At 31.7% G+C, this 13898-nt stretch carries 17 protein-coding genes; 3 read left to right on the top strand and 14 right to left on the bottom strand.

The window, feature by feature from the left end; all coding sequences use genetic code 11:
* Positions 1-81: 81 nt before the first annotated feature.
* The 3 genes from MUA21_RS03275 to MUA21_RS03265 all read right to left on the bottom strand — a co-directional run bounded on the left by MUA21_RS03275 (position 82) and on the right by MUA21_RS03265 (position 2137).
* Positions 82-1290, bottom strand: coding sequence for an NAD(P)/FAD-dependent oxidoreductase (locus MUA21_RS03275; protein WP_046207523.1), 1209 nt, complete (start codon positions 1288-1290; stop codon positions 82-84).
* 237 nt (positions 1291-1527) lie between these two features.
* On the bottom strand, positions 1528-1887 hold the full coding sequence (locus MUA21_RS03270; protein ID WP_262561854.1) for a HesB/IscA family protein: 360 nt from the start codon (positions 1885-1887) through the stop codon (positions 1528-1530).
* A 13-nt stretch (positions 1888-1900) separates the two neighbouring features.
* Positions 1901-2137 (bottom strand): YuzB family protein, encoded by a 237-nt coding sequence (locus MUA21_RS03265; RefSeq protein ID WP_019469672.1) that lies wholly within the window; start codon positions 2135-2137, stop codon positions 1901-1903.
* Between the two features lie 441 nt (positions 2138-2578).
* On the opposite strand from MUA21_RS03265, the gene MUA21_RS03260 reads away from it, so the two are divergent.
* Positions 2579-3643, top strand: coding sequence for an NAD(P)/FAD-dependent oxidoreductase (locus MUA21_RS03260; RefSeq protein ID WP_145395326.1), 1065 nt, complete (start codon positions 2579-2581; stop codon positions 3641-3643).
* A 90-nt stretch (positions 3644-3733) separates the two neighbouring features.
* Here MUA21_RS03260 and MUA21_RS03255 read toward each other — a convergent pair whose 3' ends face one another.
* Positions 3734-4045 (bottom strand): YuzD family protein, encoded by a 312-nt coding sequence (locus MUA21_RS03255; protein WP_064209460.1) that lies wholly within the window; start codon positions 4043-4045, stop codon positions 3734-3736.
* A gap of 106 nt (positions 4046-4151) precedes the next feature.
* Here MUA21_RS03255 and MUA21_RS03250 point away from each other — a divergent pair, with 106 nt between their 5' ends.
* The gene (locus tag MUA21_RS03250; RefSeq protein ID WP_019469675.1) at positions 4152-4394 is read left to right on the top strand and encodes a NifU family protein; all 243 of its coding nucleotides are present in this window, start codon (positions 4152-4154) and stop codon (positions 4392-4394) included.
* Positions 4395-4757: 363 nt separating this feature from the next.
* On the opposite strand, the gene dltD is transcribed toward MUA21_RS03250, so the two are convergent.
* The 8 genes from dltD to MUA21_RS03210 form a co-directional block, all read right to left on the bottom strand.
* Positions 4758-5903 carry a D-alanyl-lipoteichoic acid biosynthesis protein DltD gene (dltD, locus tag MUA21_RS03245; RefSeq protein WP_107526032.1) on the bottom strand — a complete coding sequence of 382 codons (1146 nt, stop codon included), beginning with the start codon at positions 5901-5903 and terminating at the stop codon, positions 4758-4760.
* Entirely contained in the window at positions 5900-6136 is a 237-nt protein-coding gene (gene dltC, locus MUA21_RS03240) for a D-alanine--poly(phosphoribitol) ligase subunit 2 (RefSeq protein WP_046207518.1), read from the bottom strand. Before dltC ends, dltD begins: the two co-directional genes overlap by 4 nt.
* A 17-nt stretch (positions 6137-6153) precedes the next feature.
* Positions 6154-7368 (bottom strand): D-alanyl-lipoteichoic acid biosynthesis protein DltB, encoded by a 1215-nt coding sequence (gene dltB, locus MUA21_RS03235; RefSeq protein ID WP_103161299.1) that lies wholly within the window; start codon positions 7366-7368, stop codon positions 6154-6156.
* Positions 7365-8828: a D-alanine--poly(phosphoribitol) ligase subunit DltA gene (gene dltA / locus MUA21_RS03230; RefSeq protein ID WP_107526031.1), complete on the bottom strand. Its 1464-nt coding sequence runs from the start codon at positions 8826-8828 to the stop codon at positions 7365-7367. The genes dltB and dltA overlap by 4 nt, the downstream gene beginning before the upstream one ends.
* 14 nt (positions 8829-8842) lie before the next feature.
* Positions 8843-8989 carry a teichoic acid D-Ala incorporation-associated protein DltX gene (locus tag MUA21_RS03225; protein WP_070039178.1) on the bottom strand — a complete coding sequence of 49 codons (147 nt, stop codon included), beginning with the start codon at positions 8987-8989 and terminating at the stop codon, positions 8843-8845.
* A gap of 445 nt (positions 8990-9434) precedes the next feature.
* Positions 9435-10394, bottom strand: coding sequence for a 2-hydroxyacid dehydrogenase (locus tag MUA21_RS03220; RefSeq protein ID WP_046207514.1), 960 nt, complete (start codon positions 10392-10394; stop codon positions 9435-9437).
* A 10-nt stretch (positions 10395-10404) separates the two neighbouring features.
* Positions 10405-11184, bottom strand: a complete 780-nt coding sequence (nucF, locus tag MUA21_RS03215) for a 5' nucleotidase NucF (protein WP_145381522.1) — start codon at positions 11182-11184, stop codon at positions 10405-10407.
* Between the two features lie 6 nt (positions 11185-11190).
* Positions 11191-11625: a DUF86 domain-containing protein gene (locus MUA21_RS03210; RefSeq protein WP_046207512.1), complete on the bottom strand. Its 435-nt coding sequence runs from the start codon at positions 11623-11625 to the stop codon at positions 11191-11193.
* A 145-nt stretch (positions 11626-11770) separates the two neighbouring features.
* Here MUA21_RS03210 and MUA21_RS03205 point away from each other — a divergent pair, with 145 nt between their 5' ends.
* Entirely contained in the window at positions 11771-12037 is a 267-nt protein-coding gene (locus MUA21_RS03205) for a DUF3055 domain-containing protein (protein WP_046207511.1), read from the top strand.
* A 301-nt stretch (positions 12038-12338) separates the two neighbouring features.
* On the opposite strand, the gene MUA21_RS03200 is transcribed toward MUA21_RS03205, so the two are convergent.
* Both MUA21_RS03200 and lipA read right to left on the bottom strand, forming a co-directional pair.
* Positions 12339-12725, bottom strand: coding sequence for a YutD family protein (locus tag MUA21_RS03200; RefSeq protein WP_064209465.1), 387 nt, complete (start codon positions 12723-12725; stop codon positions 12339-12341).
* A 171-nt stretch (positions 12726-12896) separates the two neighbouring features.
* Complete coding sequence (gene lipA / locus MUA21_RS03195) at positions 12897-13826, bottom strand: lipoyl synthase (RefSeq protein ID WP_046207509.1); 930 nt, start codon at positions 13824-13826, stop codon at positions 12897-12899.
* Positions 13827-13898: the final 72 nt, after the last annotated feature.

Genomic DNA, 13898 nt, shown 5'->3' with positions numbered 1-13898 from the left:
ATAAAATTTGAGGCTGAGACAATTTATGTCTCAGCCTCAATATTTATGGTCAATAGATACTTATCTATTGGTTATCAGTTATTAAAATTTACCTTTTTTAAATGCTAAACCAATACCACCAAGTTTGAATACTGCACGTGTATCGATTACTTTTTTCATAAATGCAGCTTTTTTACCTTGGATATCTTTACCATAAACAACACCAACGCCATCGTTAGCACCTAAAGAACATACTGTACCACGATCAACATATTCAAACTCTTGAGTAGGTTGACCTTCTAAAATATTTTTAATGTTCTTAGCAGTGTGCTCGCCTTCTTGCATTGCAATTTGTGCTGTAGTAGGTAATGGACGTTCTTCACCAGCTGGAATAAATGCAGAACAATCACCTATTACAAAAATATCATTATAACCATCGATTGTTAAATCTTGATTTGTAACAATACGGCCACGTTTAACGCCTTCGAATGATTCTTCCATTAACTTACTACCACGAACACCTGCTGCCCATACAACTGTATTTGCTTCTAATTGTTGTTCTTCATCATTAACTTTAACTACGAAACCTTTTTCATTTGCAGCAACAATCGGTGTAGCAATTTTAAATTCAACACCTTTACTTTCTAAATAACTAACTGCATGGTTTACTAATTCATCAGAGAATTGAGGTAACATTTTTGGAGCAGCTTCTACACAAGTAATTTTAACTTTTGTTTGATCTACACCATATTTGTTACATAACTCAGGGATACGGTCAGTTAATTCACCTAAGAATTCAACACCTGTAAAGCCTGCACCACCAACGATAATAGCTAAATCTTTATCATCTTTATTTTTTGAAGCAGCGTAGTTAGCAAATTTATCTTCAATGTGGCGCGCTAATTTACGTGCAGTTAAAATATTTTCGATTTGGAAAGCATGATCTTTCATACCTTTAATACCAAATGTTTCACTTTCGAAACCTAAAGCAACAACTAAAATATCAAAATCAAAGATTCCTGCATCAGTTTCTACTTTTTTAGCATTGCGATCAATTTTTGTAACTTCTGCTTTAATGAAGTTTACTTTATTCTTATTGATTACGCTTTCAACTGGATATAAAACATCTTCATAACTAATTGTTCCAGCTGAAGCTTCATGTAACCAAGTTGCTTCATAGTGATAATCATTCTTATTGATTAATGTAATTTCAGCTTCATCAGCTGAAAGTTGCTTTTGTAATTTGGTAATAGTTTGTAACCCAGCGTAACCAGCGCCTAAAACTAAAACTTTTTTACGTTCTTGAGCCATTTCATTCACCTAAGCTTTCATAATTTTTTTGTTGCGATCGTCTTTTTATAATTTACTGATTTACATAGAAATTCACAAAAAAGACATTTTTCATCCAACACTAATTTTATAGTTTTTATAGTTTATTTTCAAGCCGAAACGCATATATTGTTTATTTTTTCACATAAACAGATAAAAGACTATAGTTCTAACCACATTTAGTCGAACTATAGTCCATAAACACTCGGTTTATAATTTTTAACAATCTTCTGGGGAACCAGAAACTTTTGCAGTTCTGAATGAACTTCCACAACCACAAGATGCAATTGCATTTGGATTGTCTATTTGGAAGCCACCGCCCATTAACGATTGTTTGAAATCAATTTTTGTACCTTCCAATACTGGTATATCATATTTATCAACTAGCACTTTGACGCCGTGAAATTCAAATATTTCATCATTTTCACTAGGTTCAGCTTCTTCAGACATACCATACGTTAATCCTGTGCAACCGCCACCATTAACTTTGATTTTCAAAAAACCATCTGGCATATCATTCTGTTCCATCATATCTTTAACTTCGTATGCTGCCGCTTCTGTTAGTTCAACTACTGCCATTGAAATTACCTCCCTAAAAAATCCATGTTTCTTCTATATGTGAATAAATATTTTGTAATAAGTCGTCTGGTGATTCTCCTTCAACAATATCACCGTTTACTAATGCATACAAGCCACTTGAGCAAATGCCACAATTTTGCAGACATCCATATTCTAAAACGTCTACACCTGGATCATTTTCAAGTTGATTATATACATAATCTCCACCTTTCGCTAAATTCGAAATGCAGAACTCAACTATTGGATTCATATTACACCCTCTCAATTAATTATCAGTTTAGTAATTATAACAAAATCACATCACTTTTGACCACTTACTAGCTTATATGAATTAATCATTCATTTTGTTGTTTTTGTAACAATTCAATTAAAACAAAACACGTTTTCGTATAAAATGCCATTCACACTAATTTTTTATATTGTTATAATCATATTGTATTTTTAAAGATTTATGTTTACAAATTACAATTCATCACGTTTATTTGTAGAAGTATATAAAAAAGCATATAATATATCTAAGTAAGCTTATTATGAAATTGGTATTTCGTTCAATGAAGACGAACATGATTTAACCAAATTGTATTTATTGACTTACATTGACGACAAGAGATAAAAATATTATTTATTTACAAAAAATAAACTGTATTTTTATCAAATTGCTCAATATATTTTTACTAAAGGGGTATCATAAATGAAAAATTTAGTACTATTGGGTGGCGGATATGGAAATATGCGCATTATGTCTCATATTTTACCATCGGCACTTCCTGAAAATTATTCTATTACATTAATTGATCGTATGCCTTATCATGGTTTAAAACCAGAATTCTATGAATTAGCTGCTGGTACTAAATCAGACAAAGATATTCGTATGAATTTTCCCGATTCAGAACGTATTAATATTGTGTACGGAGAAATCAATGATATTAATTTAGAAGATCAAATTATTTCAGTTGGCAACACAAAAGTAGATTATGACGAATTAGTCATTGGACTTGGTTGCGAGGACAAATATCATAATGTCCCAGGAGCAGCAGAATACACACACAGTATCCAAACGTTATCAAGTTCACGGGAAACATTTCATCATATCAGTGAATTACCAAATGGAGCAAAAGTGGGTATTGTAGGTGCGGGTTTAAGTGGCATCGAATTAGCGAGCGAACTTCGCGAAAGCCGTAAAGATTTGCAAATATACTTATATGATCGAGGAGAACGTATTTTACGTCGTTTTCCAGAAAAGCTAAGTCGTTATATAGAAAATTGGTTTAAAAAAAACGATGTAACGGTAGTTCCAAATTCTGATATTAATCGTGTGGAACCTGGTAAAATTTTCAATAACGATGTACCTGAACCATTGGATTTAATCGTATGGACTGCTGGCATTCAACCTGTGGAAATTGTTAGAAATTTACCAATTGATATTAGCAGAGATGGCCGTGTCATCCTAAACCAATACCATCAAATCCCAACCTATAAAAATGTATACGTAGTTGGCGATTGTGCAGATTTACCTCATGCACCTAGTGCACAACTTGCTGAAGTTCAGGGAGACCAGATTGCTGATGTTATGAAATTACAATGGCAAGGTAAACCTCTACCAGAAAAAATGCCAGAACTCAAAGTTCAAGGCTTCTTAGGTTCCCTTGGTGATAAAAAAGGGTTTGCTTACATCATGGATAGAACCGTTACGGGTCGTTTAGCTTCAATCTTAAAATCTGGTGTGCTATGGTTATACAAATATCACAATGGATAAATTTTAATCAGTAATTATAAAGACACGTCTTCCTATACTTTATTAACATGCGTAAAAAGTATAGGTACGTGTTTTTTTAAAATAATTAAATTAATGCGCATCCATAAATTGAGTGATATCTCTCAATTGTACATACCCATCTGAAACGTATTCATCATTCATCGTTACAAGCGGATAGAACAATTCATCATCTTGTATACGCTCAATATATTGTTGATCATGATCAGTTAAATTTTCAGTATCCTTTTCTATATCAATATACGTAAACTCAAATTGGATATCTGGATACTTTCTTTTGAGCAATGGTTGCAACCAATCAAAAGTATTACGCGCTGTTGGCGCATTAACACAGCTTGCACAAACAACATCTGCACCATAAACGACTACACTTACTTTATTCATTTTACTTATCCCCTTTTATCTCGATTGATAGATTTTTCTTTATATATCTATTATAATAAAAAGATAGACAGAAAATGAAATAATATACTTGAAAGGAGGCATTTCCATGCCAACTGAAAACGTAACAATGTTTGATCAAGTAGCAGAAGTAATTGAAAAACTACGTCCATTCTTACTACGTGATGGCGGCGACTGTTCGCTAGTAGATGTAGAAGATGGCATTGTTAAACTTCAATTGCACGGTGCATGTGGTACATGCCCAAGTTCAACAATCACATTAAAAGCAGGCATCGAACGTGCTTTACATGAAGAAGTACCTGGAGTAGTAGAAGTAGAGCAAGTATTCTAGTTGATCAACTTATAAATAAATTAAACAACAAAAACGTCAAATTTTATAGAATTCTTCGTTTATGAATCTTTCATCAAATATCTGATTTATAACAAAATGCACTTTCATTTAAACATGAAAGTGCATTTTTATATTAAAACCAGAAATAAAATTGAAAATTGTATGATAGCGAAGTGATTTGACTTTATTGCTTAAATTTATACAAGTCATTCCTGACGAAATCAGCACGCTGTTCATTTTTAATTAAAGGCAGAATCGATAAATAAAATCAGTAAACACGATAGAAAATCCATAGTTGCGATTTCTTGTCCTAGTCAACATTTTAATCATCATTCAAATCATTCATCGTTAATTTGAAAATAGTTATTTGCGCATGTGCTGAGCAATGTGCTCACTAATATAAACCCAACCTTTCCATCCTATATGGACGACATCACTGATAACATAAGGTTCATAATCTTTATCTGTCATGTCGTAAATTTTCCCGCCACGACTAATAACTGTGTTCTTAATTTTATGATATACTTTTTGACGTTTTTCTTTATTTACACCTATGTGATCGTACCATTTTCCATTTGATGGAAGACTAATATATTCAATATCAGCACCAGCCTCTCGCATAGTATCTACCAATAACTCCAAATCTTTAAATTCTGGAGAATTACTATTAAATTCATAATCTCTGTTCACTTTACGCTTATGCTTTTTTATTAATTGCCAATACTCATCTCTAATTTTAAATATATTTGATTGTGAATGTTTAGCACCATAGTATTCAGCTTTATTGCGAAGCATCCCCCAACTGTCATCTTCTGCAGTTACCGGTGTAATGTCTGCTAACTCAGTATTTGCAAGAGGTAAATTCGACTTTATTGCCTCAATTTTTTCAAATTGATTCATTTTAAATGATGATACATATTGGTCATTGTCACTAATTTTACCTTTAGCTACTTTTTCTAAATAGTTTCGATTTTCTACATTTTTAAATCTTAATAAACGTTTGGCATAGCGCTGTTTAAGTTCTGGGCTTAAATGCTTTTGCTTAAATAAGCGGTTCAACTGTGCTTTAGACATACGAGCATCAAAATTTTTATTAGTTAATCCATGGTTTGTAAACCATTGCGGCGATATAATAAGTGACATTTTCTTTCCTTTTAAATGATCATATTGTGAGGCTAATTCCACAGCATTAATTAAATCTGTAGAACCACCTGTGCCAATTAGAAATGGTTGCTTAGCATGCATATTTTTATCGCGCAACAATATAGATGGATTAAACGGGTCATCTTTCCCAAGTTCACTAGAACCGTAAATTGGATAAAAATGATTCGACTTAAACATCTGCTCTTGGATTAACGTACCTTTTAACACTTGATCTGAGAGTGAAGTACGTTGATTATATAACGTTTTCTGAGTAATTAATCCACTAAACCAACTAGAAGGTAATATTAAGAAAATCCCAAATAAACATAAACTGATGATAATTGGTATAAAATGTTTTAATTTCATCTTAATTCTTCTAATACCGCTGCAATCTTATTTGGTGTTGCCCATTCATCTCTGTCAAAATCCATAATTGAAACCTCAATATCTAATTTGTTTTGAATTTCTAATAATAAACCGACCGTTTGAAATGAATCTATAATACCTTCTTCAAATAATTCAATGTCAGGATTTTCTTTCACGATATTATTTTCAGTTACTTCAACTAATAAATCTAATACTTGTTCTTTAAATTCCATTATTATTCCTCCTAATTTTAAAACAGTTTTCCTGAAAAAATCAGAAAACCAAATGTTACAAAATGAAATGTTACAACAATACTCAAAGCAGTTGTAAACTGGTTCTGCCAACGTGGACGATGTTTTTTTCTCCATTTTTCATAATAGCCATATCCAATAAATAACGCTGCATGATACAGCCCATACAAAATGTAATAAAGTTCTATACCATGCCATATGCCCATTATTAAAAAGTTTAAGAAAAAGGCTATATTCGACATTGCAAATTGACTTTTTAGTAATTTTTTCTTTGACATAAAAAATAATGACCGCATATAAATACAATCTCTAAACCAAAATGATAGTGACATATGCCATCTATTCCAAAAATCTTTAATATTTTTAGCTTTAAATGGTTGGTTAAAGTTTTGTGGCGTTTGAATACCATAAATATAGCTAAACGCTATAGCAAAAAGTGAATATCCGGCAAAGTCAAAAAATAAATATAAACTGTATGCGTACATATATAACCATTTTGTGATAACACCAGAAAAATCGAGCATTAATGGATTAATTGCAAATGTTTGTATCAAATAAGCAATAATATATTTGTATAAAAATCCAAGCATAATGTAATGTATTGCTTTGACAAATAAACCATTATAGTCACTTCCACTCAGAATTTTATTGTCATCTTTCACAAAACGTTTGTAACGATCAATTGGTCCTGAGGAAATGGTAGGAAAAAACGATATAAACTGTACGACTTTCCAAAATTTAATCTCTTTGATTGAGCCATCTCTAATTTCCATTAATAGTTGAACGCTTTTAAAAGTAACATACGAAATGCCTAAAAATCCGATAAATTCTATGACTTTACTCTCATGTAGTTTTAACTGTGCCATTCCAAACCACGAACTTTGCATAACTTTCACAACAATAAGTGGCAAAACAGAGAGAAAAATAACCGATATAAATTTTGCTGTTGTATTATTTTTAGACCGAGAATGCCAATAATATATAATAATCAACACTTGCCAAATTAAATAAAGGATAAAATTTATCAGTTCTAAACTCAAAAAAGCTTGTCCAAATAGATGATGCTTATTCGATGAAAATATTAATATAATCATGACTGCTGTACTCAAACCATTATAAATTTTGCTCTGCTTACCCATAAATCCTAATATAATAACTGGTAACAAAATAACAAATGCTATAAGAAAAAATGTAAAATCGCCGTATGGAATCATTTCTCTATAGCCTCAGCAATCTTTTTACGATCTAATTTTCCATTCATCGTAAGCGGTAATTTCTTCATATATATTAACTTTTTAGGAATCATATATTCGGGCAATACATGTTTTAATTCCGTTTTTATTTCATGAGTCAAAGTTTGAACGTCTTCGTGGGTTTCGCAATCACTTAAAATAACTGCAGCATTTAAATGAATGACTTTGTTATTTTTATAAGTTGGTACAACAACTGCATCTCTGATTTTTGCTAACTTTCGCAATTGAAACTCTATTTCTTCTAATTCCATACGATAGCCGTTTAATTTAATTTGATAATCTATTCTTCCATTAATAAACCATTGGTTATCAATCAATTGTGCTTTGTCACCAGTATAATAAGATTTCTCACCATCCAATTTGGTAAATACCTTTTTTGAACGTATGTCATCTTTGACATACCCTTCACTTACGCATTTACCTGAAATGATAAGTTCACCTTCGTCGGTTAACGATAACTTCGTTCCCGGTTGAGGAATACCTACTGGTAATGGATTATATTGATTTAAAACTTCATCTGTAACTAATATACTTGTGACTGCTACCGTAGCTTCTGTAGGGCCATATGTATTGTAAATGTATGCAGATGGGAACCGTTGAAGCAATAGTTCTGCCGTTTTATGTGCCAAAATCTCACCACAAAAGAAAAATTCTTTCAAATTACTATAATATGTTTCCGTTAAGCGTGGCAGCATAAGACACATTTCCATAAATGAAGGCGTAGATACCCATACATTTATTTTTGCTTCTTCTAACATTTGATTTAATAATTTTGGTTTATTTATCATTACTTTATCTACTAAGTTTAAGGTTCCAGCAGTCATTAAACACGGATATATGGACATGACAGATAAATCAAATGAAAAAGGCGCTTGATTGAGCCATTGTTGATTTGAACCAACTTGATTGAGTTCTAACATCCAATTTGTAAAAAGATTGAGACTTTCATAACTGATTTGTACACCTTTTGGTGCTCCAGTAGAACCTGATGTAAAAATAGTATAAGCAATATCAGAATTTTTTATATTACTTACTGTGGTGTCATCTTGTTTTACACTTGATAATGAATCTTTTGAAATAAAAGAAATATGCTCTATTTCTATTTGTTCATCAGTAGTATTAAATATATATTGTGGCTCAATTTTATTTATAATTGATAGCATACGATCTTGAGGGATAGAAGTATCTAGGGGAACATAACCACAACCTGCCTTCATACTACCTACCATTCCTACAATCATATACGGGGACATATGCCCGTATAAAATCAATGGTGTTTTAGCATCTTTTAATATCATTGCAAGTTGGTTGGCTAACCGATTTAGTGCTTCATAGGTCAAAATTTCGTCATTATGTTTAACTGCAACTTGATTTGGACAATTTTCTCCATGTCCTATTAAAGTTTGAATGATGTCTTTCATGATAGTCTCCTTAATTAAAATTCATTGTAAATAAAGTTATTGTGTGTATCACCTGTACCATAAATTAAATATAATGCAATTAATATAGCTAGGTACATTACTGTCAATAACCATGGCTTGAATTTTTGTAAAGCAGTATGTTCTTTATCGTTTTTGTGCATATTTCACCTCTAAAATTTATATAAATTCAACATTAATCATCTTCATTAAAATATTTTTTATATTTTACACCTTATTGTATATAAGTTATTCAACTTTTTCACCAATTAATTATACATTTTTTTCTACATCATTAAAATTAAATATTTGTGCATATATATAACAAAATTGTTAGATAGTATATAAATAAATAGAGTATTATTTTAAAATTCAAAAAAACACACAATAAACTCATTTAAAAGAATTTATTGTGTATTAATTTTAACTATTCTAACCCAAGATATAGTAATATACATGAACGTAATGACCTTTTTATCAAATGCGGTAAGCATCCTCGATTTATTAAGTAAGTTCAAATTACGCTATTTAATGTAATGTTCCTAAAAAATAAGCTGCCAATCACCCGAGCTAAACAGGTAATAAGCAGCTTAAATTCGTTTCAATCATTTATACAACGGGCGTTTTAGGATCTTTTTCGTCTAATACTAACTTTATATTATCTACGCACAGTTGTATCATTCGGTCTCTTGTTATAACCGATGCACTACCAATATGTGGAAGAATCGTTGCATTGTTCATTGAGAGTAATGGATGTTGCATATCTATGGGTTCCTCTCTTAAAACATCTAAACCACATGCTTTAATTTCTTCATTTTGCAACGCCTTCACTAATGCTTCTTCATCGACAACAGCACCTCTACCGATATTGATAAAAATCGCATCTTTTTTCATCATTTTAAATGCCTTATCGTCAAATTTATCACGTGTTTCTGCAGTTAATGGTGCCGTACAAATGACAAAATCACTCTCTTTTAATAATGTTTCAAATGAAACGTATAATGCACCAAGTGCTTCTTCATCATCTTTATGTCTGGTTCTATTATGATACATTATATTCGTATTGAAACCTTTTAGGCGTCTCGCGAATGCTTTTCCAATATCCCCCATACCATAAATACCAACATTAGCTTGATATAAATCTTTACCAGCAAATAAATACGGCCCCCAACTCTGCCATTCACCGTTTTGAACATATGTTTCCGCTTCGACTACACGTCTTGCCACTGCAAGCATTAAGGTAAATCCTAATTCTGCTGTCGTTTCAGTTAAAACACCTGGTGTATTCGTCACAACAATACCCTTACTTTGCATCAAATCAATATCTATATTATCATAACCTACTGCCATGTTTGCTATGACTTTCAGATTTGGTGCAGCTTCTATCACTTCTTCATCCATTATTTCACTTAATGTCACAAAACAAGCAGTTGCGTCTTTTAAAGCAGTTAAAAACTTTTCTCGTGGCATAGGGGTCAATGACGCATCCCAAACTTCTACTTCACCGATGTCCTCTAATTGCTTAATAAATTTCTGTGGAATTTTTCTACTAACTACGATTTTTTGCATTCAATCACTCCTAAATTTCGAGTTCTTTGATTACTTCATTTAAATCTTTAAAACTATATGTTGGCGGTATTGCTTTTTGATTAACATCATCTAAAGTTGATACACCTGTTTGAACATGTATTGTATCAACATCAACATTGATTCCAGAAAGTATATCTGTATCATATAAATCACCTATCATTGCAACTTCAGAGCGATCTAACCCTAAAATTTCCAAGGCTTTATTCATAATAATAGGTTCTGGTTTACCAATAAATATTGGTTCAACACCAGTAGAGACTGACACAACACTTGTAATCGCGCCATTACCTGGTAAGAATCCACGTTCTTTGGGTATGGATACATCTTTATTAGTTGAAATAAATTTTGCACCGTTTCGAACACCTAGCGTAGCAGTTGCTAATTTTTCATAAGTTACAGCTTCATCCAAACCAATAACTACGTAATCTACATACTCATCATCTTTTATTTTCAAATGATGTTGCGTTAACGCTTTTTCTAAACCTGAGCCACCTAACATATAGATTGAAGCGCCTGGTTGTTCATCAGCAATATATTCTGCAGTTGCTAGAGCAGACGTCACGACTTCATCTGCTGTAGCATCAACTCCCATCGCTTTTAATTTTTCTGCTACTTCTGTAGGTTCTTTGGTAGAGTTATTCGTAACAAATAAATGAGGTATTTGATGCTTGTTTAAGTATTCAATAAACTGCGCTGCACCATCAATTTTTTCATTTCCTTTGTACATCGTACCATCCAAATCAATGAGATATGCTTTGTACTGTTTCATCAAAACTTACTTCTCTCCTTTTTGTCCAAATGCTGTTATAGGCACATTTTCATTATTCAAAAATTGTATTACCTCATCGATAAATTGTTGATAATAATCAAGTGTTTTATCAAAAAGTGGTTTTAACTTTGTAGTATCGAGCTCGTCATAATAATGAACGAATTGTTTTCTAACATCTACAGTTTGGTTAATATTACTTTGAGTATCTTTAGTGATTACATTTTCTAACTCTAAAATATCGATGACATCTTTATAATTGCCTGGATCTCTTAAAATAAAGCCATCAATAATCATATTACCAATATCTACCGATGATTCGATCAACATTTGTGAAATTCTTTCAAATGCATAGTGATTATCTCTATATTTCGGATAATCATTTACCAATTGTTGTAAGTAATTTATTTTTTTATCTAACTTTTCTTTATTAACAAAATACATCTATGTCACCCCTATCATTCTCATCATACCACACCTTTGCAGTCGAATTCATTTATGGTTATACTGTAAATTAAGACTTTTTATTTCATTAAATGATTCGAATGATAAAAAACTTTAATAACTCAATGATGAAAGGGTGTTTATTATGATAGATATGTACCTCTATGACGACGATGAATCATCACAGGTACAATTTGTAGGTTTCGTCGGAGAATATAGTCGTTATGATTTAATGCTCATACAAACTGATCGCCATTTTGGAAAAACAATGGTTTTAAACATGCAAACAAATAAATTTGGCATTATTGGTACAGATGATTTAGAAGAAGAAGGCTATATTGCTTATATTTTAGGTGTAACTGAAAATGAAGGCAATGAAATCACTGAATACCTCAATCAAGTTATACAATAATTACCACGATAAACGCACATGTTTAAGATAATATTGCTTGCATAAAATCACTTCAATTTGTCAGCAATTAGTTTATCCAATATTGCTAATGAAATTAATGCACATGATATGTCACAATGTCATGAATCATTCAATAATAACTGCTTGATATAAGGCTGAATCACCTACGATAATCAGCCTTTTTCATTAGGCACCATATTTCAATCATAGAAAAAGGCTACGATACTAAACCTTAAATCTCGGTTCAATATCGTAGCCTAACTTATTAATAAGATGAAACTAACTCTAAATCTACATCAACTTAATGCTCAGTATCTTGAATTGTTGGTTGGATTTTGACATCTTGTAATTTATTTTCTTCAAAAGGTATCTCTGCATTTTCATCCTCTGTTTCAATTCGGGATTTAATCTCACTTTCAGGAACTTTTCTTAAAATAAAATACGGACATCCAAAATTGCAGTATTCTAATAAATAATCTTGAATTGTCGAAAAGCGCTTACTTAATTCAGCCTTTTTATTCGAATCTTTATAGAATCCTTTTAACCTTAATTGATCATATCCAAAATCTCCTACAATATAATCATATTTATCTAAAATGTCTGCGTAACGATTTGCAAATAATGTTTCATCAAAACATTCTCTATATTCTTCTATAATTTCAAAATAAAAACTATTAACTTTTATCATTATACTCACCTAATCTAATTTTCATTACTCAATTTAACCATACAGTGTCTGACTTAAAAAGGTTAGTAATCTATTTTTATAATTGCTAATAAAAGACTTAGCCCAAAGTGAGTTAACGTGCGTCGTTAATTGCTCTAATTGAACTAAGTCTTTAAATACAATTTCTATATTTTAACTATTAGAATCCATGTTAAGTTGTTCTTCACCTAAGCGATGTCTTTCTTTTGCAGCTTCATTCACTTGCTCATCTGCATGATAAGAACTTCTCACAAGTGGTCCAGCTTGGCAATGTTTGAAACCTTTATCCATTGCTACTTTTCTTAATTTACCAAATTCTAATGGTGTATAGTATTTTTCAACTTTTAAGTGTTTACGTGAAGGTTGCAAATATTGGCCGATAGTCAAGATGTCTACATCATTTGCACGTAAATCATCCATTGTTTCATAAATTTCTTCGTGAGTTTCCCCTAGTCCTACCATTAAACTAGATTTTGTTGGTATATCAGGTTGTAATTCTTTAGAACGTCTTAAGAATTCTAAAGTACGGTCATAGGTCGCTCTAGCACGAACTCTTGGTGTTAAACGACGAACTGTTTCAATATTATGGTTTAAAATATCTGGTTTTGAAGCCATTAATGTTTCTAAAGCTTCGAAGTCACCACCCATATCAGATGGTAATATTTCTATTGAAGTATAAGGGTTACGCTCACGTACTTTACGGACTGTTTCAGCATAAACATTTGATCCAGCATCTCTTAAATCATCACGTGCAACCGCTGTTATAACAACATGTTTTAAATTCATTAATTCAACAGATTCTGCCACACGCTCTGGCTCATCTAAATCTAACTCATTTGGCAATCCGGTTTTAACCGCGCAGAAACGACATGCACGCGTACAAACTGCACCTAAAATCATAAATGTCGCAGTACGACGCTCGCCCCAACATTCATGTATGTTTGGACATTTTGCTTCTTCACACACTGTATGTAAGTTCTTTTCTCGCATCATTTTCTTAAGACCAGTGTAGTTTTCGTTAGTATTCAGTTTTATTTTCAACCAATCTGGTTTACGTAAAATTTCTTCATTTTTAGTAGCCATAACCGTACAATTCCTCCTGATTTCAAATCTGTAATCATTATAACGAAAATCGGATTAAATTAAAACGTAAAA

Origin of the sequence: Staphylococcus ureilyticus, from assembly GCF_025558845.1 — a bacterium.
GTDB lineage: Bacteria > Bacillota > Bacilli > Staphylococcales > Staphylococcaceae > Staphylococcus > Staphylococcus ureilyticus.
The sequence above is the reverse complement of the archived record's forward strand: the minus strand, read 5'-3'. Positions and strand labels throughout refer to the sequence as shown.

Bases quoted from the DNA above. Each gene is read 5' to 3' on its own strand.
- MUA21_RS03270 (WP_262561854.1), bottom strand. From the start codon at position 1,887: ATGGCAGTAGTTGAACTAACAGAAGCGGCAGCATACGAAGTTAAAGAT.
- lipA (WP_046207509.1), bottom strand. From the start codon at position 13,826: ATGGCTACTAAAAATGAAGAAATTTTACGTAAACCAGATTGGTTGAAA.
- MUA21_RS03225 (WP_070039178.1), bottom strand. From the start codon at position 8,989: ATGCACAAAAACGATAAAGAACATACTGCTTTACAAAAATTCAAGCCA.
- MUA21_RS03210 (WP_046207512.1), bottom strand. From the start codon at position 11,625: ATGTATTTTGTTAATAAAGAAAAGTTAGATAAAAAAATAAATTACTTA.
- nucF (WP_145381522.1), bottom strand. From the start codon at position 11,184: ATGAAACAGTACAAAGCATATCTCATTGATTTGGATGGTACGATGTAC.
- MUA21_RS03260 (WP_145395326.1), top strand. From the start codon at position 2,579: ATGAAAAATTTAGTACTATTGGGTGGCGGATATGGAAATATGCGCATT.
- dltC (WP_046207518.1), bottom strand. From the start codon at position 6,136: ATGGAATTTAAAGAACAAGTATTAGATTTATTAGTTGAAGTAACTGAA.
- MUA21_RS03205 (WP_046207511.1), top strand. From the start codon at position 11,771: ATGATAGATATGTACCTCTATGACGACGATGAATCATCACAGGTACAA.
- MUA21_RS03200 (WP_064209465.1), bottom strand. From the start codon at position 12,725: ATGATAAAAGTTAATAGTTTTTATTTTGAAATTATAGAAGAATATAGA.
- dltB (WP_103161299.1), bottom strand. From the start codon at position 7,368: ATGATTCCATACGGCGATTTTACATTTTTTCTTATAGCATTTGTTATT.
- dltA (WP_107526031.1), bottom strand. From the start codon at position 8,828: ATGAAAGACATCATTCAAACTTTAATAGGACATGGAGAAAATTGTCCA.
- MUA21_RS03220 (WP_046207514.1), bottom strand. From the start codon at position 10,394: ATGCAAAAAATCGTAGTTAGTAGAAAAATTCCACAGAAATTTATTAAG.
- MUA21_RS03275 (WP_046207523.1), bottom strand. From the start codon at position 1,290: ATGGCTCAAGAACGTAAAAAAGTTTTAGTTTTAGGCGCTGGTTACGCT.
- dltD (WP_107526032.1), bottom strand. From the start codon at position 5,903: ATGAAATTAAAACATTTTATACCAATTATCATCAGTTTATGTTTATTT.
- MUA21_RS03250 (WP_019469675.1), top strand. From the start codon at position 4,152: ATGCCAACTGAAAACGTAACAATGTTTGATCAAGTAGCAGAAGTAATT.
- MUA21_RS03255 (WP_064209460.1), bottom strand. From the start codon at position 4,045: ATGAATAAAGTAAGTGTAGTCGTTTATGGTGCAGATGTTGTTTGTGCA.
- MUA21_RS03265 (WP_019469672.1), bottom strand. From the start codon at position 2,137: ATGAATCCAATAGTTGAGTTCTGCATTTCGAATTTAGCGAAAGGTGGA.